Annotated in this window: 25 protein-coding genes; 9 read left to right on the plus strand and 16 right to left on the minus strand. The window is 34.1% G+C overall.

The window, feature by feature from the left end; all coding sequences use genetic code 11:
* Positions 1-7: 7 nt before the first annotated feature.
* Genes cas3 through cas6 form a run of 5 tightly spaced genes read right to left on the minus strand, consistent with a single transcriptional unit; the run spans position 8 to position 6,333 of the window.
* Entirely contained in the window at positions 8-2,227 is a 2,220-nt protein-coding gene (cas3, locus tag ACVWXS_RS17890) for a CRISPR-associated helicase Cas3' (protein ID WP_456959466.1), read from the minus strand.
* 43 nt (positions 2,228-2,270) lie between these two features.
* Positions 2,271-3,008, minus strand: a complete 738-nt coding sequence (gene cas5b, locus ACVWXS_RS17895; RefSeq protein WP_456959468.1) for a type I-B CRISPR-associated protein Cas5b — start codon at positions 3,006-3,008, stop codon at positions 2,271-2,273.
* Between the two features lie 12 nt (positions 3,009-3,020).
* Entirely contained in the window at positions 3,021-3,899 is an 879-nt protein-coding gene (cas7i, locus tag ACVWXS_RS17900; RefSeq protein ID WP_456959470.1) for a type I-B CRISPR-associated protein Cas7/Cst2/DevR, read from the minus strand.
* Positions 3,892-5,583 carry a type I-B CRISPR-associated protein Cas8b1/Cst1 gene (gene cas8a1, locus ACVWXS_RS17905; protein ID WP_456959472.1) on the minus strand — a complete coding sequence of 564 codons (1,692 nt, stop codon included), beginning with the start codon at positions 5,581-5,583 and terminating at the stop codon, positions 3,892-3,894. The genes cas7i and cas8a1 overlap by 8 nt, the downstream gene beginning before the upstream one ends.
* Positions 5,584-5,595: 12 nt before the next feature.
* Complete coding sequence (gene cas6, locus ACVWXS_RS17910) at positions 5,596-6,333, minus strand: CRISPR-associated endoribonuclease Cas6 (protein ID WP_456959474.1); 738 nt, start codon at positions 6,331-6,333, stop codon at positions 5,596-5,598.
* Positions 6,334-6,979: 646 nt separating this feature from the next.
* On the opposite strand from cas6, the gene ACVWXS_RS17915 reads away from it, so the two are divergent.
* Positions 6,980-7,156 carry a hypothetical protein gene (locus tag ACVWXS_RS17915; protein WP_456959476.1) on the plus strand — a complete coding sequence of 59 codons (177 nt, stop codon included), beginning with the start codon at positions 6,980-6,982 and terminating at the stop codon, positions 7,154-7,156.
* Positions 7,157-7,255: 99 nt separating this feature from the next.
* Here the strand turns inward: ACVWXS_RS17915 and ACVWXS_RS17920 are convergent, their stop codons facing one another.
* On the minus strand, positions 7,256-9,289 hold the full coding sequence (locus ACVWXS_RS17920; RefSeq protein WP_456959478.1) for a YfaP family protein: 2,034 nt from the start codon (positions 9,287-9,289) through the stop codon (positions 7,256-7,258).
* 45 nt (positions 9,290-9,334) lie between these two features.
* Here ACVWXS_RS17920 and ACVWXS_RS17925 point away from each other — a divergent pair, with 45 nt between their 5' ends.
* The 3 genes from ACVWXS_RS17925 (at position 9,335) to ACVWXS_RS17935 (ending at position 11,200) form a co-directional block, all read left to right on the plus strand.
* Complete coding sequence (locus tag ACVWXS_RS17925; RefSeq protein WP_456959479.1) at positions 9,335-9,472, plus strand: hypothetical protein; 138 nt, start codon at positions 9,335-9,337, stop codon at positions 9,470-9,472.
* 861 nt (positions 9,473-10,333) lie between these two features.
* The gene (locus ACVWXS_RS17930) at positions 10,334-10,750 is read left to right on the plus strand and encodes a YjdF family protein (protein WP_374966879.1); all 417 of its coding nucleotides are present in this window, start codon (positions 10,334-10,336) and stop codon (positions 10,748-10,750) included.
* Between the two features lie 225 nt (positions 10,751-10,975).
* Positions 10,976-11,200: a hypothetical protein gene (locus ACVWXS_RS17935; RefSeq protein WP_456959481.1), complete on the plus strand. Its 225-nt coding sequence runs from the start codon at positions 10,976-10,978 to the stop codon at positions 11,198-11,200.
* Positions 11,201-11,348: 148 nt separating this feature from the next.
* Here ACVWXS_RS17935 and ACVWXS_RS17940 read toward each other — a convergent pair whose 3' ends face one another.
* Positions 11,349-11,696, minus strand: coding sequence for a hypothetical protein (locus ACVWXS_RS17940; protein ID WP_456959483.1), 348 nt, complete (start codon positions 11,694-11,696; stop codon positions 11,349-11,351).
* A gap of 375 nt (positions 11,697-12,071) precedes the next feature.
* A complete protein-coding gene (locus ACVWXS_RS17945; RefSeq protein WP_456959485.1) occupies positions 12,072-12,356 on the minus strand; it encodes a hypothetical protein in 285 nt (94 codons plus the stop codon).
* 421 nt (positions 12,357-12,777) lie between these two features.
* On the opposite strand from ACVWXS_RS17945, the gene ACVWXS_RS17950 reads away from it, so the two are divergent.
* Positions 12,778-12,912: a YjcZ family sporulation protein gene (locus tag ACVWXS_RS17950; protein WP_368638657.1), complete on the plus strand. Its 135-nt coding sequence runs from the start codon at positions 12,778-12,780 to the stop codon at positions 12,910-12,912.
* Between the two features lie 228 nt (positions 12,913-13,140).
* On the opposite strand, the gene ACVWXS_RS17955 is transcribed toward ACVWXS_RS17950, so the two are convergent.
* Together ACVWXS_RS17955 and ACVWXS_RS17960 are read right to left on the minus strand one after the other, a co-directional pair.
* Positions 13,141-13,431 (minus strand): DUF5316 domain-containing protein, encoded by a 291-nt coding sequence (locus ACVWXS_RS17955; protein WP_368638658.1) that lies wholly within the window; start codon positions 13,429-13,431, stop codon positions 13,141-13,143.
* Positions 13,432-13,844: 413 nt separating this feature from the next.
* Positions 13,845-14,825 (minus strand): ABC transporter substrate-binding protein, encoded by a 981-nt coding sequence (locus tag ACVWXS_RS17960; protein ID WP_456959486.1) that lies wholly within the window; start codon positions 14,823-14,825, stop codon positions 13,845-13,847.
* Between the two features lie 156 nt (positions 14,826-14,981).
* Between ACVWXS_RS17960 and ACVWXS_RS17965 the strand changes: the two genes are divergently transcribed.
* Genes ACVWXS_RS17965 through ACVWXS_RS17975 form a run of 3 tightly spaced genes read left to right on the plus strand, consistent with a single transcriptional unit; the run spans position 14,982 to position 17,850 of the window.
* Positions 14,982-15,983: a FecCD family ABC transporter permease gene (locus ACVWXS_RS17965; RefSeq protein WP_456959487.1), complete on the plus strand. Its 1,002-nt coding sequence runs from the start codon at positions 14,982-14,984 to the stop codon at positions 15,981-15,983.
* Positions 15,983-17,038 carry a FecCD family ABC transporter permease gene (locus ACVWXS_RS17970; RefSeq protein WP_423490013.1) on the plus strand — a complete coding sequence of 352 codons (1,056 nt, stop codon included), beginning with the start codon at positions 15,983-15,985 and terminating at the stop codon, positions 17,036-17,038. Before ACVWXS_RS17965 ends, ACVWXS_RS17970 begins: the two co-directional genes overlap by 1 nt.
* 14 nt (positions 17,039-17,052) lie before the next feature.
* Positions 17,053-17,850 (plus strand): ABC transporter ATP-binding protein, encoded by a 798-nt coding sequence (locus ACVWXS_RS17975; RefSeq protein WP_068985468.1) that lies wholly within the window; start codon positions 17,053-17,055, stop codon positions 17,848-17,850.
* Between the two features lie 57 nt (positions 17,851-17,907).
* On the opposite strand, the gene ACVWXS_RS17980 is transcribed toward ACVWXS_RS17975, so the two are convergent.
* The 3 genes from ACVWXS_RS17980 to ACVWXS_RS17990 all read right to left on the minus strand — a co-directional run bounded on the left by ACVWXS_RS17980 (position 17,908) and on the right by ACVWXS_RS17990 (position 19,943).
* Complete coding sequence (locus ACVWXS_RS17980; protein WP_456959488.1) at positions 17,908-18,180, minus strand: hypothetical protein; 273 nt, start codon at positions 18,178-18,180, stop codon at positions 17,908-17,910.
* 182 nt (positions 18,181-18,362) lie between these two features.
* The gene (locus ACVWXS_RS17985; RefSeq protein WP_456959490.1) at positions 18,363-19,064 is read right to left on the minus strand and encodes a Type 1 glutamine amidotransferase-like domain-containing protein; all 702 of its coding nucleotides are present in this window, start codon (positions 19,062-19,064) and stop codon (positions 18,363-18,365) included.
* A gap of 141 nt (positions 19,065-19,205) precedes the next feature.
* Positions 19,206-19,943 (minus strand): polysaccharide deacetylase family protein, encoded by a 738-nt coding sequence (locus ACVWXS_RS17990; RefSeq protein WP_456959492.1) that lies wholly within the window; start codon positions 19,941-19,943, stop codon positions 19,206-19,208.
* A gap of 334 nt (positions 19,944-20,277) precedes the next feature.
* Here ACVWXS_RS17990 and csaA point away from each other — a divergent pair, with 334 nt between their 5' ends.
* Positions 20,278-20,610: a chaperone CsaA gene (csaA, locus tag ACVWXS_RS17995; protein ID WP_423471716.1), complete on the plus strand. Its 333-nt coding sequence runs from the start codon at positions 20,278-20,280 to the stop codon at positions 20,608-20,610.
* Between the two features lie 193 nt (positions 20,611-20,803).
* Here csaA and ACVWXS_RS18000 read toward each other — a convergent pair whose 3' ends face one another.
* From ACVWXS_RS18000 to ACVWXS_RS18010, 3 genes are all read right to left on the minus strand, one after another.
* Positions 20,804-21,676 (minus strand): phosphotransferase, encoded by an 873-nt coding sequence (locus tag ACVWXS_RS18000; protein WP_456959495.1) that lies wholly within the window; start codon positions 21,674-21,676, stop codon positions 20,804-20,806.
* Between the two features lie 334 nt (positions 21,677-22,010).
* Positions 22,011-22,724, minus strand: a complete 714-nt coding sequence (locus tag ACVWXS_RS18005; RefSeq protein ID WP_456959496.1) for a UDP-N-acetylmuramyl pentapeptide phosphotransferase — start codon at positions 22,722-22,724, stop codon at positions 22,011-22,013.
* Between the two features lie 410 nt (positions 22,725-23,134).
* Entirely contained in the window at positions 23,135-23,650 is a 516-nt protein-coding gene (locus ACVWXS_RS18010; protein WP_456959497.1) for a DUF6985 domain-containing protein, read from the minus strand.
* Positions 23,651-23,662: the final 12 nt, after the last annotated feature.

A 23,662-nucleotide genomic window follows, 5' to 3' on the forward strand; every position in this document is an offset into this window, starting at 1 on the left:
ATCCCCCTTATAAGAAATTAGCACCTTCCTCTATTTCATAAATAAGACCCTTTTCTTTTGTATATCGAAAAGCATTTATCGGATAGTTTGTATATTTATCAATTGCAATAGCATCATACTTAAATTCTTTTTCAGCCATTTTATACGCCCATTTTGGAATAGATATTGTATACTCTTGCAACTGATTAAGAAGCGTTATTCGTTGTTGCAAATTCGGCTTCTCCTTCAACTCCTTTTGTATTTTCTGTATTTCCTCTTTCTTTTCTTGATATACCGCAAGAGGAATAATCGTTTGATTTTCAATATCACGTAATGTTGGCTTCTCTTTTTCTTCATACGGTAAAACATTTCCAAGCTGTGTTAGCGTTATATCAAATACCCTTAAATAGCTGCAATTATCACCAAGCGCTTCTCTACTATATATTTGATTGATAATATCCATTTTTGTTTTTTCTTTTAGAAGTTGATTGTTGTATTGCAGTAACACTTCTCTTGATTTTTGATAAATCGTATAATCTACAACGGATCGCTTATCACTCTCTGATACCCCAGATGGCAATTCATGACCAGTAAATACATAAACATTCGGTGTTGTACCGTTATAGTCGCGTCCACGATAGACACGCCCCATCCGTTGAAACAGCCCTGTCGCTTCCGATAATTCCGTAAATAAAATATCAAAATCAATGTCTACACTTGCTTCTACTAATTGAGTAGTAATCCAAATACCTGTCTCATCACAATCTCTTTTACCTAATTTCTTGATAGACTTTTCCTTTTCGGATCTATCATTATTGATGAATCGACTATGAAGTAAATTCACTTCACAATCCGCATCAATAAATGCATCATATAATTCTTGTGCTTTCTTAACTGTATTGACGATAATTAGCACTTTTTGATTTAGCGAATGTGCAGCTACTTCTTCAACTGTTAAATCTCGTTCCATTATTCGTATAACATGACGATTCATCACTTTTCCATGTTCATTCAACTTTAAAAATGGATTATCAGGTTGCTTAAAAGGGATTTTTAATTTATTCATCGCCTCAACAAACAATGGAGGCAAAGTTGCTGTCATAATTAAAAATTTCCCACCCATATCTGTAATGTACTTTAACCCCATTAAAATGAATGCAACTAGACGAGGGCTATACATTTGTATTTCATCAATAATGAACTTGCTGTATGAAAAAATGGCTAATTTCAATTCAAATCCTGGATATAATCCGACAAAGTCAATCACTTGGTCAATTGTTGTAATGGTTAACGGCTGTGCCAATTGTTTCGTATGATTGATTGCAAATAAATCTAAATCTTGATCCCCTGCTCGTTTTGCATATTCCGAGCGCATATCGCTATGGAGTAATCCTACTTGCTCATAGCCGAAATCCTTATAAATTCGATCATATATCGCATTTATCGAAACCTTTAATGGCAGTGTAAAAATACCTTTATCTTGTCCTAACCAATAAAGAGCCCCTTCTGTTTTTCCTATCCCCGTTGACGCAATGACCACATGATTATCATTTTGATATTGGAATAAATACTCTTGCAAATCGTTTTTTCTATAGCCTAATGATTTAAAATACTTATCCACTTTACCGAATACGTCCCCTGGCGCGATTTCTACATCAAGATGACCACTAGCAGCATAATCCAACTTATTTAACAATCCTTTGATACGAACAAAGTGATATAAATTTTCGCGCACCCGTAAAAATTCTTTATCAGTGAACTTCCCAAAATTATGTTTAGGTATTTCATTTACATTAAATCCTTCGTCTGCTAATGCGGAAACATAGTTTATCAAATCTTGTTCAATTACTTTTTTACAATCTTCTAATCTCTCTTCACTCCTTTCATGATGATAGTATACGGCTAACATCAAAATATGAACTTGTTCTTTACCATATCGTTTTAACATTTCCCTCAACGGCATATATGCACAACTTAAATAGGCATGAGGTATTTCTTCTATACCTTCTAATAAATCCAATTGTTTATTCTCTATTTTTCGTACCTTATTTTGAAATTTGGTATTTGCTTTCCCAACATCATGATATTCGGCCGCTTCTGCTAAAAGTGCCCAATCTTCTTTACTCAATGCATGCGGATATATTTCTTGAAATTTACTATGTCTGTCTAATAAATTGTCAGTATGCTCTCTAATGGTCTCCGCTACACTTTTATCTGCCCCTGATTTAGCCAACAGTTCCGTAAACATTTCTCTCATCTCCTTTAAAAAAAGAATGGGATAGCTCCCATTCTTAAGCTAAAAACAATACATAACCATCTGCGTCAAAGTAAATGTCACTCCAAGCACATAGCTGGTTCGTTTCCGATGCAGGCACATGAAAAACATTCACCTTTTGCCATTGTCGAATTTTCTTCCCCTTAGAAATTTCCAATTGCTCATATACTTTATTCAAGCGATAAGTAGTACCTAGTTTTCTATATATTTTCTCATCATTAGTCAAATGTTGAGGTAAGTAAATATCATATAAAACTCCTGTGTCAGAATCTGTGAATTCCTCTACGATCTCTACTTCCTTCACCACATTAATTTGTAATAAGTCCTCACGCCGACCAAGTGATAGATATTCTACCGGCGATTTCAATGCATCAACAATAATCGGAATATAACTTTCATCCTCTGGAACTATATGCAAAACAAGTTCTACATCTACCAACAATTCTGTTGTTGAAACACCCCTAGTAATACCATGTGCTTTACCCTCTGTCAGTTCTACTTTCAGCTGATGTCGCCCTTCCTCAAAGGTACTCCCAGCAAACTCATAGCGTGTCCATAAATCATTGACTTTCGAGTGGTATTTGCCTTGAATACTCACTTGCATGGGTACATAACTTGTAAAACCACATGCTGCATGAATCATACCAATCACCGTTGAATATGGTGGTAGCGGATAAGATTCCTTCAATTGAAAACTTGTCGGCTTGCGATAATTCACCAAATTTTGATAGGCCTCAATACGAATTCCTTTCATATCCTCACCCTCTTATTGATAGTAGTTTATAACTGCCGCTTCAAGTTCTTTGAAAAATTCAGCCATCGACTTAGCTTGAAGTACTTGCTCGATTTCTTCATCATTTGCTAAAAGGCCTTTTACTAAACCGACGCGTGTTTCTTTCTGTACATGTTCATCAAGCGCTAATACACCTTCGATTGTAGCCACAGCCAGTTTATTTTCTTTTAATTTTAAACGATTTTCAAAAAACGGATTTTTATAATCATAGACACCACCGATGGCAAATATCGGGGATAAATTTTCACGACGACCTTTAATGTCACGATATAAAAACTTTAATGATTGTAATAATGCCGTTACACGCTCAGCACGTTCAGCCAGTGGGATTTCAATATTATCATTCGCATCTATGCCCACTTTGTCTAAGTCAATTGTTACTGTGTACGCATAGAAGGACTTATGAATTTCACTTTGTGCAATATTTCCACCTTTTAATTTGTCATCATTTGTCGCCGCTTTATAACGATCAAATAACCCTTTGTTCGTTAAAAATTCAAGATCTGTATTATAGCTTTCAAGTGCTACAGCATTTGATAGCCTTACCACAGCTGCACGTGTTTTAGTAGGCTTGACCGTTTTCATATAACCAAACAAATCAATCTCAGCATAATCTGCAATTGTTGCTTCTGGATGGAATTGAATTACACTGCCATCTACTCCTAATGGCGTATTATTAACCTCCATTTGATCGACGATGTTATAGCGAAGCGCTTGACGAGAAAGGTATGTATACATTTCATGGTCTCCACGTGAAATCTTTTTGAGCGAAGTGACGTTACCTACACCCTCACCATAATTCGCGCTCTCTGCTTCAAAAATGATACTTAATGTTAATCCTTTTTTATTCATTTGTTGTATCCTCCTTCTCATCTTCTGATTTTTCATAGCCGTTTAGACCTATCAAAAATGCATAACCAATCGTTTGGAATTTTTCAATATCATTTAACGCTTGAATAAAGAATGTTGGTATTGCTAATTTTTCATTCTTTTTATAGCTATATGCTTGGAAAATTGTATCCATAAATTTATTAGGATTTTTTACTTTCAGCGCATTTAATAGTTGATATGAAATTGCATTTAGCTTTGCTTCCTGCCCTCGATACGCCTGCTTTAGGTAATAACCACTAATACGAATTTTACGTAACTCTTCCTGTGTCATAAAATGCGCCCTCCCTTTAAATCTATTATTTGAAATATTCAGTATTTTATAGATAGAAGCCATTCCTTTAAAATCATCATCTATAACTAGACGCATTAATCGGTATAGTAAATCTGCAAAACCTTGTCCATTGTAAAAGCGTCGTAGCACTTCCTGATAAAGACTTAAATACTCTCCATTTTCCTTGACAAATTTCCCTACTAAGAACTGAAAATCTTTCCGACTATCATACATTTGTTGTGCCTTTTCACGTGATAACATATTAAATGTATATGGTCTCGACTCTGAATTCCGATCATATTTAACAATTTGAATATTATCAATTTCTAATAACTTTTGGTTTTCTGCTTGTTGCCCCATTAAATCTAAAAGTTGATAATACGCCATTGATTCTAAATCGTCTCTTGACACTTCCACTTTTCCAGCCTTTAACGATATAGAATTGACTGAAATTAAATCGTCCACAGAACGGTTGTTATTTATAAACAATCCAGCCCCTCGTGCCAAAGTAAATCCTAGTGGTATACAACTATACACAATATTACAAATTGGACAGATAAAGATATCTCGTTGGTGATCCCAATAATGTGAGGATTTTCTCGAAGCATCTACCCCTACTTTTTGTACCCATGTTAAATCAAACGCTTCTGTTGCCGACTTCAATTTATTATCACAACAGGCACAAGTTAATTTATTTTTCGCATATTTCTTTTCATCATTTTTCGTTTCCAGATAGTTCTCAGCTGCTTGGATAAAGTAATTGCCATATTCTACATACAAATCTTTTTTACTAGCATTACTATTTAGCAGCGATACATTTGACCAAAAACCTTGAATTACTTGATAACTGAGAATACGTGGTACAATATAGCGTTTAGCTTGCTCATGTTCTAAAAATGATAGGCACTCTAATAATTCTCGTGCCATTTCAGTGACTTGTGGTTGTACATCTTTGAGCGTTTCTTTTTTCTTCTTATTTACTTTCTTAAACGTCTTTGCTGAAGCTTCAAAATCATAGGGAATTTCCGTTAGAAAGGGATATACATTTTTATAACTATTTGAAGTGAGCCATCTTTTCATGTTGTCTATAAGTGTATTAAATTGTTCTAGTTCCTTTTCTTCGGTTATCCCATTTATACATTTTTTAACAAACTGTTTACTGTAGGTATTTATCATTTTATAATAATTAGTTTCAGAACCATAAAGGTCCACAAGCGTTTCAAAATAATGCTCTTCAAAGTTGCTCAAGTTACTTTCAGCAAATGTAACGGTTTGTCCGTTTTTTTCGAACGGTAGATTTACAGAGTCAAATATTCTGCAAAGACCCAATATTCCGCTGTTGTAAAGTACGTCGTCTAACTGCAATTCAATCATATCTCTCACCTCCTATTCATTGATCATTTCGATATGTCCAAAGAATAAAGCTCTTCTGAATCCCAATCCAGCCTGTATAAGAATAGATAAATCTTCAGGATGCCCTTCTAAAATAAAGTTACCTTCATAGGCATTCATATATAAAATTCCCTTATCATTTAACTTTACGAACTTATCGTGCTTTAATTGCACAACTTTTTTACGCATTGTAATCGGTGTAAAAGTTATTGGTTCATATAATGATCGGCCCTTGATGGATTTCATACATTCATTTGCAGCATAATTTAATTCTGTTACATATGATGAATCGTCTATCTCTAGATATTTCCCTAAAGAATTTTTCACGATAATCGGTGAATTCGTTTTCATTAGGACTCTATTTGACTTTGGTAGATTTTGTGGAAGTATTTGAATTTTCTCTAAAGTTAATTCGTAAGATTGATATTTAAAACGTTGTTGTTGAACAAACCCGTTATAAATATAAATCATGAATTCTGCATCTGGAGAGGAAATTGTAAGGCGCACATCCCCTTGAATTGAGAATTCTCCTTTCTCTAAAATATACTTATTCAAATAAATAGCTCCTGTAAATGGACGCATCATTTTATTGGCTTGGTTCTCCGAATATTGATACATCTTTTTCTGCATTTCAGGATTTGAATTTGATAAAGCCGACTTTACAACACTCGCAAATAAAAATTGATGATGTCTCGGCAATTTTTTTGTTTTAAAAACTACTAATAGTTCCATTTTTTCACCCCTTCCTTTATATGTTAATTACACTATATTCTATATGGTAGAAATTTGCAAATTTAATTTATTAATTACATAATATTAAGTAAGGATTGAAAATTAAACTCTTTTTTATTCAATCATTATTTATGTTATATTTATAAGGTCTTCAACAATGTGGAATGTAAATTACTTTATATTAGTACTTTTAATTAACTACGTGGAAACAAAATAAGATGAGATATCCCCCACTCGTATACGTATGAGTGGTTTTTACTTGGATACAATTCATACCCCTATTATACTGACCCTATTGGACTCTTAATGTCCATCAAAATGAAAAGCATTGGAAAATTAAATTATTATTTCTACAAAAAACAACTAACCTTATTGTCTTTCACACAGTCAGTTTGCTACACCATGTTTTCTACTTCTGTTAAACTGACGTGGTTACCAAATAAGAAAATTAATGATTATGGTAAAGTAACAAGTGTACATGGCGTTTGATTCTATAAAGGGAATGTTTTTGCTAGTCCATGTAAGTGGCCGAGGATTTAGTTTTATTGGGGGTCATATCAACTATATTGGAACAATAGAAGTCAGTCACGAAGAGAATCCTTTATCACTGCTGATGATGGTAAGTATCCTTTTAGGAGGTTAGTTCATGAGATTGTTAATAGGCTTTTTCGGTGTTTTAATTATTTTATTTGGAAGTTTGTTAATGAGCATCACAAACGAAACCTTTTTAATAAGAAATATTCTTTATAAACTTTCTGGAGCAATTATTTTTGTTGTAGGAATTTGGGTTTTACAGAAGCAAATTCATCGCAAAAAACAATAAAAAAACGGTTATGCGATAAACTTGCCACTGAAAATCCTATAAGATAACTCTCCCAGTCGCAATTTTTGACTGGGAGCTTTTTTTACTTTCTTCCCACTTTTAATCCCATCTATCAATCTTAATGACCCTAGTAGCATTATTTGTTGTTACTTTAACCGTTAAATTCCATTCATGATCTTTCGAATATCCCACACCACAAGCTGTTGCATGCTCGGTACCTTCAATTGGTGTACTAGCAGTATAGGCTTCTAGCGTTTTTCTAATTTGTCTTAAGTCAGCTTTAAGCGTTTCATTAAAGAATCCTCTACCTTTTCCTTCCGAAGTGTCCTTCACGCCGTCCAATAGAAAGAAAATATGACTTCCAGAATGAGAAATCTGCTCTTCACCCCATAAATTTGGCGAAGTTGTAATACAGTTTACCTTCACAAAATTATTTACTTGAACATTCCATGAATCATCACTAGCATATGAATGGCTTCTAATATTCGGCTGACGCCCTTTGGCATAATCAAATTCAAATACATCCGTTACATAACCAGTCCCACCAGCAACACCGATAAATGAGTAGGTTTTCCCGTTTACTTCAAGTTCAACTTTGAACGGCGTACTTCCATTTCCTCTTTCACAATAATTATGAACATAAAATCTATAATGACCACCCGACGCATTTTCACTCCACCTGATATTTTCTACAGGAGAAGGATTTCTATGATGGCCACCATTCATATCAATATCTAAAAATCCACCAAATTTATCACTTTTATCTCCATAGTAGATGTGGTCCCCTTTTGGTGTTAGGCAATGTAGATCTAAGTCGGTATAGCCTTCCCATATTAATGAAGCTCGAATCTCATTATTCTCATATCTTCCACCCGCGCTTTCTACTCTCCTTTTAATTTCGCCATCTATTCCTCCGTGGTAATACCAACTAAATGTATTGTTCCATTGTAAAATATTTGGCGCCGCTTCATCAGACGCAGTTACTACTGCCATAAAACGACTAGGATTATCGATTAATACTTCCATATTTTCAGCCGTTGGTAAAATAGTTCGTTGGAATTTTTCCCACGTCATTACGGAACTCGGAAGAGATACTTTTGATGAGGCTTTTCCCTTAGGAAGAATGTTTGAAAATATGCCCTTCTTTTGTTCAACAACTTTAGGTTCAGTTTGATTTTTCCACAAAAATGACGGAATCTCTTCAAAAGTGGCATATCTTCTTCGCAAAGAATTGGCAATTCCTAATTTTTCAACTATTTTTTCTGCTTCTACAATTGCATTTTGCGTTGGAGCAGCTTGTGAGCGCATGTAATTCGCTGGATTCATCTTCTCTGCAAAACGACGAGCAACCGATTCAACGGACATACCTGAAGCTATGTCATCTAATAATGTGCCAATCATCGAACTTCTTACATGACAGAATCCAGCAGGAGCTGTCGCAACTGCTAACCAAACAAGATTTGTTTTCTGATTATTGTTTCCTATGCTATTTCGTTTGTCATGTAATGTTTTAAACCATTCTGCAATCCCTAATACTCTATCTGCACGGTATAATGCTTCTGATTGTAATAAAACTACTGCTTGTTCCACTGTCTCGATTGTATAATCAAGCAATGCATTTGATAGCATCTTGAATTCTTCTAATTTCTCAGCCATCACTTGTCCCGCAGTTTGTAATCTAGAGTGGTTCACCATTTCTTCAGGAACTATAACGGATAAATGATTCCACTTTCCAGTACAAGGCTTTCCTAATACTGGTGAGTTTGAAATAAATACACCCATCACTTTTGAGTTTAAAACTTCTGCTTTCATTGCTAAAACAGCAGCTTTAAAAAATGGAGGAGCCATATCCTCATCCCATATAGCGGATGCCATAATGCCATTTTCATCAATCGTTACAAGACCACCAAATCGCTCAATAAAATGTCTACAAGCGCTACAAGTATAATGTTGTCTAGCTGCTACTGGTAAATTATCTATATACAAATCAAACAGACCTTGAACATTTGTTTTAAATAATTTTTTACTACTAATCGCTTTATCAAAATAACTTTTTAAATTTTTCTCGAATTCAGGATATCTATCATTCTCATTATTATAAACATTATTTGCTATGTTTAAATTCTCTTTCAATTTTCAACATCTCCTTTGTGTATTCAACTATGACGCGGCAGCAGCATGTTTTTTTTGCGCGAAAGCGAAGCGACAGCAGCATGTTTTTTTTGCGCGAAAGCGAAGCGACAGCAGCATGATGGTTTTTTAGAGACTTCTGTATCTGACGTTTCACTTACGTTACAAAAATATTTACTAAAATAATCTAAATTTCCTTCATATGTAATTTATTCTATTATACATATAAAATGTCTAGGATAGTAATTGAAATTGGTTTATATGATGGCAGTAATCTCTTGCAAATTTGTACGGTACTTCGAAGCGAATTAAAAAGAAATTTTTATTTATGAGGAAGAGAACCTTGTTTGTCCAGGAAAGTTTTTACATTCCTTTTATTCGAATGGATGAAGTAGCAATACAAGTTTTTAGGTCACGGGTATCACTAGGTTGTTGACTACTTAAATCATCTTAAAATAATAAGAAGAGCATATAGATGTAATTTACACAAAATCTATAAAGATACAGTAGTCCCTTTTAACTTTAATTTTTTCAATCAAATTCACAGGCATTTCACTATACAAACATAGCTACTAAATCATATTAATAGTAGTGTAAAGCTAACTTAGCTTTGCCCTCCTAGTTTGTGGTTTAGGGTCACTTTGGTTCGAGTGACCCTTTTTTTACGTCTCTCTCATGGTTATCCGAATTCATCTATTTTTTCGTGCCAAGACTGCGAATTTAGGTGGCGATTAAGATTTTGCATTAACTTCGATTCTCTTCTTCTTAAATTCTATATAATTGAATGACTTTACATTTTCAACTGTATAAACATAAATTGTTGTTGGTTCGTCAAACATTGGTGTCCATTCTTTTTTGTCTACACTAATTTTCCAAGGTACGTTAGGGAAATTTTTTACAAAAAATATGAAATCGTTTATAATACATAGTTGAATGAAAAAACACGATTCGGTTGGTAGTCCGAATGCATCACAATTTTGATGTCAGTAACCTTCCCCTCCTCGGGATGTCCATCATTCGAGTTTAATTTATGAGGAGGGACCTACTATGAAACTAACCATTTGTTATGATGGACAATTTTATATAGGGCTAATAGAAAACATTTCTGAAAACAAATACAAAGCGTACAAGTATATCTTCGGAAATGAACCTAAAGATCAAGAAGTCTTTGATTTTGTAAACATGAACTTGTTGGATTTCATCAAAAATAATGAAAAACATGATGGAATACCTATCCAACAAAAGAAAGTTAAAAAAATCAACCCTAAAAGACTTCAAAGAAAAGTAGCAAAAGAACTTAAAAAACCTAGTATTTCTTCTAAGGCCGAAGAGGCGATTAAAGCTGAAATTGAACTTAGAAAAAAAGAAAAATCAGTTACCTGCAAACGACTTAAAGAAGAACGAAAAAATTATATTAGAAATATTAAAGTTCAAAAGTCTAAAAATAAACATAGAGGTAGGTAATATCATTTTTTTACTGATAACATTAGTTGTCAGTTTTTTTATTGATTACTGTGCATTTCCTTTAGATTGTTCAGTTCTCATCAGTATTAATGTTTTTTATTCAACTAACGAAGCAGAAAGTTGAAAAAGGAATGTAAAATATTCGAAACAAATGTATGGATAATATATATTAATATAGTTATTAAATACATAATTATCAGTTAAATAGTTTCAAGGAGGTTATTTATGAAAATAACAGAAGACTACGGGAAAGTGATGATAGATGACTTTGAATTTTATGGAGAAATTAAACAAGAAAAATGTTCTAAATGCAAGTTTAATTTAGTATATTACGATGATTTTGATTCTTATTTTTGTCCTAAATGTAATAGTTGGATTGAATCAAAATGTAGTGACCCTACTTGCAAATATTGCTCTAATCGACCAGAAACACCTTTAACTCACAAATAGCGAAATTAAACTCCCATGAAAGAAATTAATCATCTTTCATTTTCTGTGGTGACGTGCTGATTTTGCCCTTCATGGATGAGCTAACGGATGCTTTAGTGAAACATTACATATAGGGGTGCTTTAATTGACTGCATTCGGAACACTACATTTAAAAAACGACATCGATTGTGCATACGTGTGGTAGCTTTTCTTTTTCAGCATAAATGTTGACGTAAAATGTAATTTTTGCGTTGCCAAAAGTATGTGTTTCTTCTTTATCCGCATACACTTCAAAAAAATCGACCGTGTAATACTTATATCCGTCGTTTTCCATGTAGCACCAAACTTCATTCGCTTTTCGTGGATCGAGGCCTTTAGTATGCAAAAACTCGACAAGCGCATCATTTTTCATAATTTGCTCCACATAAAAAACACAATCTTCACATATGCAATGATCGTCAGTACCAACAAGTTCTCTCTTCGAATAAAATTGCTCATTTAATTGTTTCGTGTTCATTATGTCCTCCAATAGATTGATAGTTTAATATTTTATCAATAATTCACGTATACTCAGATAAAATTTTACACGTGCGGTATTTCTTTTAAAAACTATTTATACAACATTTATACAAATAGTGTAAATCGCAGATATACCAATATTTTCACTCGATAGACTTGTTCTTCCTTTTGCATAAAATCACGTATTTTTCTTAGCGTTATAGATTCGCATTATTAAGACGAACCCCCGAAATAACGGTGAAACTTAACAGATCAGGTTCCCCTAATTATTGATTTAAAAACCAACAATTAAATTTAACAGAGCCTTAATAAAAACAAAAAATCCCCATTAAATAGATATGTTTATTTAATGGGGATAACTTGTCCTAAAGTCTCATCTAAATGATACTTTTCTTTTATCATTTCGTACAATTAAAAACATATATAGGTTATAGAACAAAATGATTGAGATGATTACTGCTAAATAATATGTATCTTGAATCTTAAAGAAGAAAAAATTTATGGAATTTAATAACCCAATTGATACTAAGAATACCCAATAGTTATTTTTTCTTTTTCTACGATCACCATCACCTAAATAGCTAGCAGAAACCCAGATAAAAAATGGTATGTAAAAAACAATTGAAAAAGTTAGAATTGCCCATCCAATAAATGGCATAACATCAACACCTCCTTGAACCCTTCCCTAATTTATACGGTTGAAATTTGTAATGGTTTCAATTTTATTATTCAACAAGATGAATTAGGGTGCACGTATGCAACCGTAAGAACGTTAGCAACAATATTTTCTTCAAGTTGTTTCTTCATTTCGGAATTGATTTTCCCAATAAAATTTTTTGACAGGCAATTCACTATAGAAAAAAAGCAATTCATCATAATAATAGTAGTGTAAAGCTAATTTAGCTTTGCTCCTCCTAAACTTGTTACTAAGGGTCATTTTTGTAAGTGACCCTTTTTAAATTTATAACTTGAATACAATTTTCAAATTTTATTACCAAATGGAAATAATACTTAGATGATTACCACCCCTCCTTCCTACACTTATACATATTATAGATTGTAGAAAGGAGGGATGCTCTATGGGATACTGGCAAGGTGGAAATGTTGGTAGCTACAATTGCAATGGCGGAGGCTATGGCGGCGGTTCAACATTTGTATTAATTGTTGTTCTGTTCATTCTATTAATTATTGTCGGTGCAACATTCTTGTATTAATTGGTAATTTATTCTTATGATTACGTATTCAATTATTCATGAAGAAGTTAATGCTATTTATCATTGTCACAATTAATTATTTCCAAAATCGCTGTTGCTAAATATCACACCATAGTAATAGTAGGATCATGCACCAGCCTTACACACTACAGTTATACAAAAAGGTCACTATTGTCCGGGTGACCTTTTATTATTTTTGTTAGAAGTTCCAAAAACGTTCAAAAAGTTCTATTTACTTAAATAGTAAAATAAAATCGCTACAAAAATATTTGGTAAAGCAATTAGTAATGCATTTACAGTAATTTTGTTGCGTTCGTCCCTCTCATCAGTTGTCTCGGTTGCGAAGTTTGCTCTCATCCTATCCCCACTTACCATGGAACCTGAAATAATCATGGATATGCCAAGAAAGATACACCCGACCGTCCCTGTAACTAAATAGACTTTTTCCATTCCCCAAAAAATCATGGATATTAAAACACCGAATAGTGATAAGAAAACACCCATTAATAAATACCTCAACTCAACCCCCCCCTACTTATTTTACGTTAAATCACCATTTTTTGTTCAAATTGGCTAATCACAATAACGTGTGGTTGATTTCCGTTCCGACTGAGGGCGTCCGATGAGCCGCTGATCCCCAAGGAGTCGCCCAGTCGGAACGAAGATCAACTTAATACAAGACATACGTTTTCATCCACAACTTTTGGTGACTCCCCTTTAAATTGAAGTAAAATTTTCCATGGGGAATGTGAGTGACAGAGAATTTAATATTCCGGGTATTATATAGAAGAAAGTGAAACTCTCGAAAAAGCGTCCATCGAAAAGTACTTGATGAAATTTAGTTACTTTTAACGCAAAAAAAAAACGCTATACAATCATCTTATGTCGATGAGAGTATAGCGATTTCTTAATTAGTATTCTGGATATCGATGTTATTTAACAAAGATTTCTTCAATTTGGTCAAGCATAATATCAGCTGCAAGAATACCGCCTGCTGTGTTCCAAATGACATCGTCAACTTTATGGACATTGCCTTTTTGTACGGCACTTAAGTTTTTCCAAAGTGGATCTTCTGTCCATTCTTTTTCAGTAGCTAATCCTGTTTCATCACTTGTTGGCATGTAAGTGAAGTAGAAAAGTACATCTCCGTCCATTTTAGGGATTGCTTCTTTACCTACCTCAACAGCTAAATTACCTAATTTCGCATTATCTTTAAATAGTTCTGCTTGCTCTGGTACACGTTTGAATCCTAAAGAATCAAAAATAACGCCTGAGAATGAATCTGTATAGTAGATTCGAGATTTATCGGCCATAAAGCGTACGAATGAAACCTCTTGGTTTGTTTTATCGCCAAGCTTATCTTTAAGAGCTAGAACTTTATCTTCGTATGCTGTTAAAACTTCCTTGCCTTTAGCTTCTTGATTTACCGCTTTTGAATAAAGTGTAAAGTTTTCTTTCCAATCACCGCGTAATGTTTCTGAGAAAACTGTAGGTGCAATTTTGCTTAATTTTTCATAGTCTTTTTCTTGTCTTAATTTATTCCCAATGATTAAATCAGGTTTTAAAGAAGCGATTTTTTCAAGGTTAATTTCACTTTCAAACCCAACAACTTCTACGCCTTCTAACTTATCTGTTAAATGATTATACCAAGGGTTACCTGAAAATGCTTGTACAGCCCCTACCGGCTTAATACCTAAAGCTAATAGTGCTTCTGTTCCTTCATTTGTTAAAACAACAACACGTTTTGGCGTGTCTTTTATTTCAGTTGTCCCCATTGCATGTTCTACAGTGTAAGATGTGCTCTTAGTTGCACTTTCTTCTTTCTTGTTTTCCTTGTCATTGCCACATGCCGCTAAAGCAAATACAGCGACAACTGCAAGCATAACTAGTAGTTTTTTAAATGCCTTTTGCATCTTTTCTTCCTCCAATGTATATGATAGAATATTTAAGCAGATTAAACGATAATGAGAATCACTTTCAACTACTTAAGAACGAAATTAATCATATTGTAAGAATCTATTACTGTCAATATTTTTTTATAAATATGCAAAGAAAGAGTATGAATTTATATGATTTTTAAAAAAAATTTTTCAAAAACAATTGCACTAATAGTAGGAACACTACTCCTACTCCTTTGTATGGGAATCAGTATTGTATGCGGCTATGCAGATACGTCCATTCAAACGACTATTGAATCTTTTACACAGTTTAATAATTCTAACGAGCATATTATTATTCAAAATGTTCGCATTCCAAGAGCACTAATCGCTACTTGTGTGGGTGCTTCCCTAGCTATTACAGGCGTGCTCATGCAGACATTAACGAAAAATCCTTTAGCATCACCAGGCATATTAGGAATTAATGCGGGAGCTGGTTTCGCGGTCGTTTTTTCTATGATTTTCTTCAATGTTACAAGTTTGCAAGCATTTGCATGGATTGCATTTTTAGGTGCTACAATAGCTGCTCTATCTGTTTATGGTATTAGCGCAGCTGGACGAGACGCGATCACGCCAGTCAAAATAACTTTAGCAGGTTCCGCTATCGGTGCATTATTTGCTTCCTTTACGCAAGGATTACTTGCAACAAACGAAGCAGCACTCGAACAAGTATTATTTTGGTTAGCTGGTTCCGTACAAGGTCGAAAGATTGAAATTCTTTTATCTGTATTACCTTATTTTATCATTGGATGGATTGGCGCTCTGTTGATCTCTACTAAAATGAATATTCTTGCTCTTGGGGACGATGTAGCAAGAGGCCTAGGATTACCCCTTGGATTCATGAAGTTGATGGTAGGTATTATTGTCATTTTATTAGCGGGTGGTTCAGTTGCAGTAGCTGGCCCAATAGGGTTTGTTGGAATTGTGGTACCCCATTTTGCGCGAAAGTTTGTTGGCACAGATCATCGTTGGCTCATTCCAATGGCCGCACTATTAGGTGGCATTCTTTTACTGATAGCCGATGTAGCAGCACGGTATATCATTATGCCTCAAGAAGTTCCAGTAGGAGTAATGACAGCCATGATTGGTACGCCATTCTTTATTTACCTTGCGCGAAAAGGTGGAAAAAAATAATGAAACAGTTAAAAACAATACGTTTACTACAAAATAAAATCTCGTTTTTACTAGATGTCAAAGCTTCTAAAAAACTTACCTTTATTAGCATCATGACACTAGCCGTCTTTTTCTTTAGTGCATCATTTGGGGATTCATTTATAAATCCTTTAACGGTGATCCAAACCTTATTCGGCAAAGGCTCTGAGTTTGATCAATTAATTATTGTGGATTTCCGAATGCCTAGAATTTTTCTTGCCGCTTTTGCTGGGATGGCTTTAGCAGTGGCAGGTGCTATATTGCAAGGAATTATTAAAAACCCATTAGCCTCCCCTGATATTATCGGTATTTCTGCCGGTGGTGGAGCAGCGGTCGTTGGTTTTTTAGCCATCTTTAGTGATTCCAATCATTCTTTAACAGTTAGTATTGAATGGTTACCCCTTGCAGGTTTTATCGGAGCAACTTTCGTTGGTGTCATTGTTTACATATTTGCTTGGAAAGATGGTGTAACACCCACTCGACTTGTATTAATCGGTATCGGCGTTTCTGCATTTATGCAAGCCATTACGACGATGTTAATGATTATCGGGCCTATTTATCAAGCCAGTGAAGCAAATAAGTGGATTACAGGGAGCGTCAAAAGTGCTGATTGGGATCAAATCCAAATTATCGTTCCCGTGATCATAGTTCTTCTACTTATAACATTTTTTATTACTCGACAGCTAAATGTCCAAGAATTGGGTGATGATACAGCTGCTAGTTTAGGACAATCTGTACAAAAAACTCGTTTATTCTTATTACTCTTGAGTTCAAGTCTAGTAGCTAGTGCTATTTGTTTTGCAGGAGCGATCGGTTTTGTCGGCTTAATGGCACCACATATTGCAAGACGCATTGTAGGACCGTCATACGGTGTTCTCATTCCGACATCTGCTGCAATTGGCGCTTTACTAGTAATGGTTGCAGATATTATTGGACGAACTGCATTTAGCCCTTTAGAAGTACCAGCTGGTGTGTTTACAGCTGCCATTGGTGCTCCTTATTTCATCTATTTATTATTTAGAAACCCTAGAAAATAAAGGAGTCAAATGTCATGACTATTACGTTAGAAACTAAATCACTTACACTAAATTATGGTGATTCCAATATCATTGAAAATCTAAATTTATCTATTCCAATGAATGAAATTACTGTGCTCATTGGCGCCAACGGTTGTGGAAAATCCACACTTTTACGCTCAATTGCTCGATTATTAAAGCCTAAAAATGGCTCTGTATTATTAGATGGACAAGATATTTTTAAATTATCCACTAAACAAGTAGCAAAAAAACTTTCTATTCTTCCGCAGTCACCAGTAGCACCAGAAGGATTAACAGTTTTACAACTTGTTAAACAAGGTCGTTACCCTCATCAAAGCTGGCGCAAACAGTGGACAGAGAAAGATGAAGAAGTAGTGTTAAACGCCTTAAAGGCAACGGGCGTTGATCATTTACGAGATAAACCGGTCGACGAACTTTCAGGTGGTCAACGTCAACGTGCCTGGATTGCCATGACACTTGCCCAGGATACAGATATTATTCTATTAGATGAACCTACTACCTACTTAGATCTAACCCATCAAATTGAAGTTCTCGATTTACTATTTGAATTGAATCAACAGCAAAAACGGACAATTATTATGGTGCTACACGATATAAACTTGGCCTGTCGGTATGCTGATCATATAATTACTGTTCGAGATCGCGGCGTCTTTGAAGAAGGAAGACCTGAAGAAATCATGACCACTACGTTAGTAAAACATGTCTTTGATCTAGATTGTAAAATGACGGCTGATCCTATTTTTGGCACACCATTATGTATTCCTTTTGGTAAAGGACGAATTATTTCTTAACTTTAAAATTTAGAATGAAAACACGTAACCCCTATCTTTGCAACATTAGGCTCGTCACTATGACGTGTGGTTGATTTCCGTTCCGACTGGGCGCTTTGCCGCTGACGCTTCGCTTTCGCGCAGAGCAGAGCTTCCTGGGGGCGTCCGATGAGCCGCTTTTGTTGCTGCCGCTACGTTAGTACTACGCTTTCGCACAGAAAACATCCGCTTCGCTGCAGGGTCTCGGGCCAACACGATGTTGGTCACGAAGGCGTTATCACAGGACGTGATGCTCTTAGCCTTCGTTCCCCTATCGCTGATCCCCAAGGAGTCACCCAGTCTCCACTCCAATCAAATAAAATACATGGTATACGTTTTTACAAATATCATACTGACTTTCGGTGATGAATCTAACATTAGTAAAGATAGGGGTTATATAGAATTTTATATTTATACATAATTAATGAAGTTGTTTTCTTCAAAATGTAAATAAGCCTATTCAACCACATGAGTAGGCTTATACTTTATAGTTTTTACATACTTCCTAAATACTCTACAAATAATTCTTGCTCATTCACCTCCTCATCAAGAGAGACTCTATATGCTTTCCCGTTAGGCTTTGAACTAACAATTTTATGGACTTCTTGATCGATAAAATGAACGGCTACTCCATCATCAACGGCAAGGCCAGATGAGAGCTTTTTAGCTCGGACCAAATCATGATAAGCTGGTTTTCGATTGATTTCTCCATCATAATGAGGGCAATTACTTCCTGGAAGAAACCCTAAACAGTTTATCGGCTGTAAATTTCCACCGCCATATGAATCTGTTATTCCTTCTTCAAACCAACAAATTGAGCCCGCGCTAATGCCTGTCAAAAGGATTCCTTCATGCCAAGCTGTCTTAAAAATGCGATCTAACGACCATTCTTTCCATAAAGCTAAAAGGTTTTTAGTATTTCCTCCGCCAACATAAATTATATCCTTGTCCAAAATAAAACTTTCCAAATCTTGAGTAGGTGGAGAAAAAAGTGATAAGTGGGACGGAATACATTGATGTGAGTCAAAAAAAGAATAAAATCTCGAAATATAATTTTCCGAGTCCCCGCTTGCAGTCGGAACAAAGCAAATTTTAGGATTAGCTTTGTTAGATTGCTGTAAAATATATGTATCTAATAATGGATTGTGAGGCTCCATAGAAAAGCCCCCTCCCCCTAATGCAATAATTTGTTTCATTTTATGCTCCTTCCATTCTATTGATTTTTTGTAAATACCAAACTTTTCTTAATTATACAACAATTTCAACCGATTTCAAAAACAAGGCTTAGTTTTCATTAGAAACTAAGCCCTGCACTATTTACGCTTTCTAATCATTAGTTATTTGCCTTCTTTATAACTGAATTTTTGGATTTCCAGCAGCTCAGAAATCGTTACAAATTTATATCCTTGCTCTTCAAGTTCTGGTAAGATTTTTTTCAATGCTCTCACGGTTTGCGCACGATTCCCTCCACCGTCATGAAATAACACTACACTCCCGGGCTTAGCACCTTTTAAAACAGTGTTAACAATCCTCTTTTCTCCAGGATTTTTCCAATCGAATGTATCTAAATGCCATGACCACATGACAACTTTATACCCTTCTTGGATAATTGCATCAATCATGGCATCCGTATATTGACCTTCAACTGGTCTGAATAAAACAGGCGAATATCCAGTAATTCCAAATATCGTTGCATGTGATTGTTTTATTTCTTTCATTAATTTGAAAACGTTCGTTCTTAAAGGATGTGTATATGTGTGAATGGCTAGTTCGTGTCCTTCTTCGTGCACACGTAAAGCAAGCTCAGGATTTTTTTCTGCATTTTCCCCTACAATAAAGAAAGTTGCCTTTGCATTATATTTGGATAATATATCCAAAATTTCAGGGGTATACTTTTTATGAGGACCATCATCAAAAGTTAAGGCAATAACTTTTTCATCCGTATTGATATCCCACAAAATTTGTCCGGCTTCTTCGTAATATTTTCTTCCTTTGTCGGCAAAAGATTTTTCACTTACAAAAAATACAAAGATCCCAAGAATGCAAAGTGCGATCAACAGATAATACTTCCTCAAGTTTTCACCTCCTGCAAATAATTATTTCTAATCATTATTATTTGAAGTTTAAACTAAAAAATGCTTGTATTTTTGTATTATTAACTGTATATAAAACCAATTACAATCCAAAATGAATGTAATGATGTATTTTTCTCAGGTATCAAAAAACCTGCAAATGCCAATTCCAAATGTTATATTATTAAAAAGGAGTATAGTTATTTTTTATAATAATGGTAAATTCTATCACTTTTAAGAGGTACATATCTCCTGAATTTCATTTAATAAACGCAAATACTTTCATTTTTTGAATTTGGTCATTATACAAAATTACATTCACTTAAGGGGTACTTTTATGGCAACTATAGAAGACTTTGTTAATCTTGATATTAGAATTGGGACAGTTATCCAAGCTGAAGAACTTCAGAAAGCAAGAATTCCTGCTATTAAAATGGAAATTGACTTTGGTGAAGATATTGGAATTAAACAATCCTCTGCTCAAATTACCAAACGCTATACGCCAGAAGGCATTATAGGCAAGCAAGTAGTAGCTATTGTTAATTTCCCTCCTCGTCGAGTGGCAGGCTTTAAATCTGAAGTTTTAGTTATTGGTGGAGTGCCCGTAGATGGTGATGTGATTCTACTAACACCTGAACAACATGTGCCAAATGGAACTAAAATTAGTTAAAGATAGGTAAGCCTCTTTGCGAAAAGGTTTTTGTGATAGTTGAGTTTATTGAAAATCATTCTAAACTCTTGATTTCACTGTATTTAAAAAGCCAACATTTTGAATAAAGTTTTGATCAAAACGTTGGCTTTCCTTTATTTTTTTTATAAAAAAATTGATTATTTTGATTCTGCTTACTCCACCAAAGTAACTATTAGTTAGAGGGAAGATACTTCCTCCATTGCTTCCAAGCCTCCATATAACCATTTAGGTCGTGCGGATGAACTTCAATACACACTCCAATACGTGTATATAATTGAAAAACAACTTCATCCAAAAGTCGTTCCTTAGTAAAGGCTGCATTCCCGTTCCACAAAGAAAACGATGAAAAAAGTGTATTTACATCTAGACTATCTGGTGAAGAACAAAAAGCATAGGTAAAATCGTAAACTTTGGGACCGATTAATGGTGATGGGTCAATAACTCCTTTTAACTGATTACAAGCGTATACAAAATTATGAACACCAGTATCTCCATGAAGATAGTACTTCTCCTCTTGATCGTGATAAGTTTTTAATATATTTACCAACAACTCTACTCTTTTATGGTCCTCGCTCGGTAAAAGCTTACCTATGTTTATTTTGGCAAACTCAAAACTACTTTGGTTAAAGTCTGACCAGGAGTTTCTATGAATCCCATTTATTCTTCCCCAAGGAATGTCTTTGTCCACCTTTTCATAATTATTAAACAAATCTTTAGTTAAAATTTTCATCCATTCTAATTTCGATCCCCGATTATAGTGAGTTTCTCCAGGTATATAAGCGTAAATAATAAATTCTTTTTTATTATCCGTGTAAAGAACATCAGGCAACAATTTCACATTTTTATATGCAAGTAGGAATTCCTCAGTGGCAGTTATTACCTTAGGATAGTCTATCTTTACCACATAAGTTGGCATATTTTTCAACAAGATAATATATAAAATACCATCAGTTGTACCACTTTTTAACTTCTGCCATTCTAGATGATCATTTTTTATAAAACCTTTATTAGTGAGTAACTCAATAATTTCATCTATTTTTTCCATTTTTTAATCCTTTTTGGTCGAATTAGTTAACTACCCAATTTGATAAGTTCGATAACTTTTTCAACTATCCTTCCCCGTTATATGCAAAGTTGCCTTTGACTTCAGTAGCATGATCTTAAACTCTTGCCCCCGTACCATCGTTTTCTTTAATCAAATTCAGGTCTTTTAATTTCGATAATGGTTCAGAAATTTCTAAATCACGTGCTTTACAATTCAGTTTCAACTTGTCGTTTCCTCCTTATATATATGTTCCAGTCCATGTTAGTCTAAAAAGAAAATGGCTCTACCTCTTATTGAAGTAAAGCCTCCGATAGTTGAACAAGAACTTTAGTTTCTAAATAAAGCGATATTTACGTGAAAATTGCGTGATAACCAAAATAAGCGTTAACCCAACAACGAGATACCACATAAAATGAAAAGGAACTATGTACATTAATACACCAAATAATATAGCTGTTAAAGTGCTAACTGTAATTGAATGTACACTCGTAAATTTATCTTGAATAAAATAATTTAAAGTGAATGGTAGTGCTAAAGTAAATATTGGAATATAAATTGTTACAATAGATGTTTTTATGAGGGCTATTGAAAGCACGGCTATTATGAAACCTATTAACGTAGTAAGCGTTCTTCCTACAAATACTTTACCAGTAAAATAGCCGTATAGCAGAATAAACATAAGCGTTAAACTGGAACAAATCCCCGTTATTAAAACAAATGAATGACCTATGAAGAAAGCTGCAATTGAGAAACAAACTAAAGAAACGAATGGCAACAGCAATATTGAAGGATTTTGCACTTTTTCTATATTCATTACATTTGTAAAACCTACAAGAAGTAATAAAGTAAATGGAATTGTCAAATATCCTAATTCGAAGTGCTTACCTAGATGAATATAACTAACCTCGAGGTTTCCGACCATTATGATTACAAGTGACACACAAATTTGACCAATCAATACCCAAATGCTTGATAATTTAAATGCTTGAGTAAGCTTATTCGCAACAACAATTGAAACGATACCAATGAATAAAGCTAAATATAACAAGATTTCCCCTCCAAAAATAATTCTTTAAAAATACTCAAAGTTAAATATCCCTATCCAAAATTATACAGTATATGTGAAAAATAAACGAATACAATGGTAATTTCTTAATGAACTAAACTCCGTTAGTCCAATAAAGAAAAAAGAGCTGCATTATGCAACTCAATGATCTTCAAGTAAAGCCTTCGTTAGTTGAATAAGAAAAGTGAAGTTTATTCGACAATTGCGTATATGTAAATCTCCTTATCAGATGTTCTGATAAAGATATCCCTATTCCAGCGAAAGACTTTTCCTATTACTCTTTCTATTTCTGTATAATGTAAATTTATAAGATGATTCAAAACATTTATTATATAGTTTCTGTGATATAAGCTAGAATTTATAAACTTCGTATTATGCTCATCATCTCCAAATTAAACTGTAATATTTTCATCTGTCACATAAATCACTTTTTCATTCGCCAAAGCAACACTTAAGATGCGATAATCATCATTTACCCATTTTGCTTCAAACAATAGCACTACGTATCTTTCTTCTTCCGTGCCATTTAGTTCTTCTTTCATTACTTTATGATAGAGGTTTGAGTCCGTAACTACTCCATGAAGTTCGGTTTGAAGAGCAATTTCGAAAAGTTCGGTATTTTCTAAGAGATCATTAGTATTTTCAAAATATTTAAAACTCACTGTATAGTCAGTGTAATCATGACATTCATTCTGATATTCAATGATAGACTGTATTATATCCGGAGTTATTCTATCTAAATTTTCTATAAAAGATTGATATGTTTGACAATGTTCTTCGTTGATTTCATCATCAAAAGTTATTTTCACTTCTTTTTCTAATCCTGAAAACTTTATAAGTCTAATTGCTTCGTATTCTCCAAATTCATTTAACTCTAACTCTCCGAATATAGGGTGCAATAAATCCATAATTAAATTTCC

Source organism: Lysinibacillus sp. TE18511, from assembly GCF_054062295.1.

What these genes read in the sequence shown, in the direction of transcription:
- cas3 (WP_456959466.1), bottom strand. Translation starts at nt 2,227, where the DNA reads ATGTTTACGGAACTGTTGGCTAAATCAGGGGCAGATAAAAGTGTAGCG.
- cas5b (WP_456959468.1), bottom strand. Translation starts at nt 3,008, where the DNA reads ATGAAAGGAATTCGTATTGAGGCCTATCAAAATTTGGTGAATTATCGC.
- cas7i (WP_456959470.1), bottom strand. Translation starts at nt 3,899, where the DNA reads ATGAATAAAAAAGGATTAACATTAAGTATCATTTTTGAAGCAGAGAGC.
- cas8a1 (WP_456959472.1), bottom strand. Translation starts at nt 5,583, where the DNA reads ATGATTGAATTGCAGTTAGACGACGTACTTTACAACAGCGGAATATTG.
- cas6 (WP_456959474.1), bottom strand. Translation starts at nt 6,333, where the DNA reads ATGGAACTATTAGTAGTTTTTAAAACAAAAAAATTGCCGAGACATCAT.
- ACVWXS_RS17915 (WP_456959476.1), top strand. Translation starts at nt 6,980, where the DNA reads ATGAGATTGTTAATAGGCTTTTTCGGTGTTTTAATTATTTTATTTGGA.
- ACVWXS_RS17925 (WP_456959479.1), top strand. Translation starts at nt 9,335, where the DNA reads ATGTTTTTTTTGCGCGAAAGCGAAGCGACAGCAGCATGTTTTTTTTGC.
- ACVWXS_RS17930 (WP_374966879.1), top strand. Translation starts at nt 10,334, where the DNA reads ATGAAACTAACCATTTGTTATGATGGACAATTTTATATAGGGCTAATA.
- ACVWXS_RS17935 (WP_456959481.1), top strand. Translation starts at nt 10,976, where the DNA reads ATGAAAATAACAGAAGACTACGGGAAAGTGATGATAGATGACTTTGAA.
- ACVWXS_RS17940 (WP_456959483.1), bottom strand. Translation starts at nt 11,696, where the DNA reads ATGAACACGAAACAATTAAATGAGCAATTTTATTCGAAGAGAGAACTT.
- ACVWXS_RS17945 (WP_456959485.1), bottom strand. Translation starts at nt 12,356, where the DNA reads ATGCCATTTATTGGATGGGCAATTCTAACTTTTTCAATTGTTTTTTAC.
- ACVWXS_RS17950 (WP_368638657.1), top strand. Translation starts at nt 12,778, where the DNA reads ATGGGATACTGGCAAGGTGGAAATGTTGGTAGCTACAATTGCAATGGC.
- ACVWXS_RS17960 (WP_456959486.1), bottom strand. Translation starts at nt 14,825, where the DNA reads ATGCAAAAGGCATTTAAAAAACTACTAGTTATGCTTGCAGTTGTCGCT.
- ACVWXS_RS17965 (WP_456959487.1), top strand. Translation starts at nt 14,982, where the DNA reads ATGATTTTTAAAAAAAATTTTTCAAAAACAATTGCACTAATAGTAGGA.
- ACVWXS_RS17970 (WP_423490013.1), top strand. Translation starts at nt 15,983, where the DNA reads ATGAAACAGTTAAAAACAATACGTTTACTACAAAATAAAATCTCGTTT.
- ACVWXS_RS17975 (WP_068985468.1), top strand. Translation starts at nt 17,053, where the DNA reads ATGACTATTACGTTAGAAACTAAATCACTTACACTAAATTATGGTGAT.
- ACVWXS_RS17985 (WP_456959490.1), bottom strand. Translation starts at nt 19,064, where the DNA reads ATGAAACAAATTATTGCATTAGGGGGAGGGGGCTTTTCTATGGAGCCT.
- csaA (WP_423471716.1), top strand. Translation starts at nt 20,278, where the DNA reads ATGGCAACTATAGAAGACTTTGTTAATCTTGATATTAGAATTGGGACA.
- ACVWXS_RS18000 (WP_456959495.1), bottom strand. Translation starts at nt 21,676, where the DNA reads ATGGAAAAAATAGATGAAATTATTGAGTTACTCACTAATAAAGGTTTT.
- ACVWXS_RS18010 (WP_456959497.1), bottom strand. Translation starts at nt 23,650, where the DNA reads ATGGATTTATTGCACCCTATATTCGGAGAGTTAGAGTTAAATGAATTT.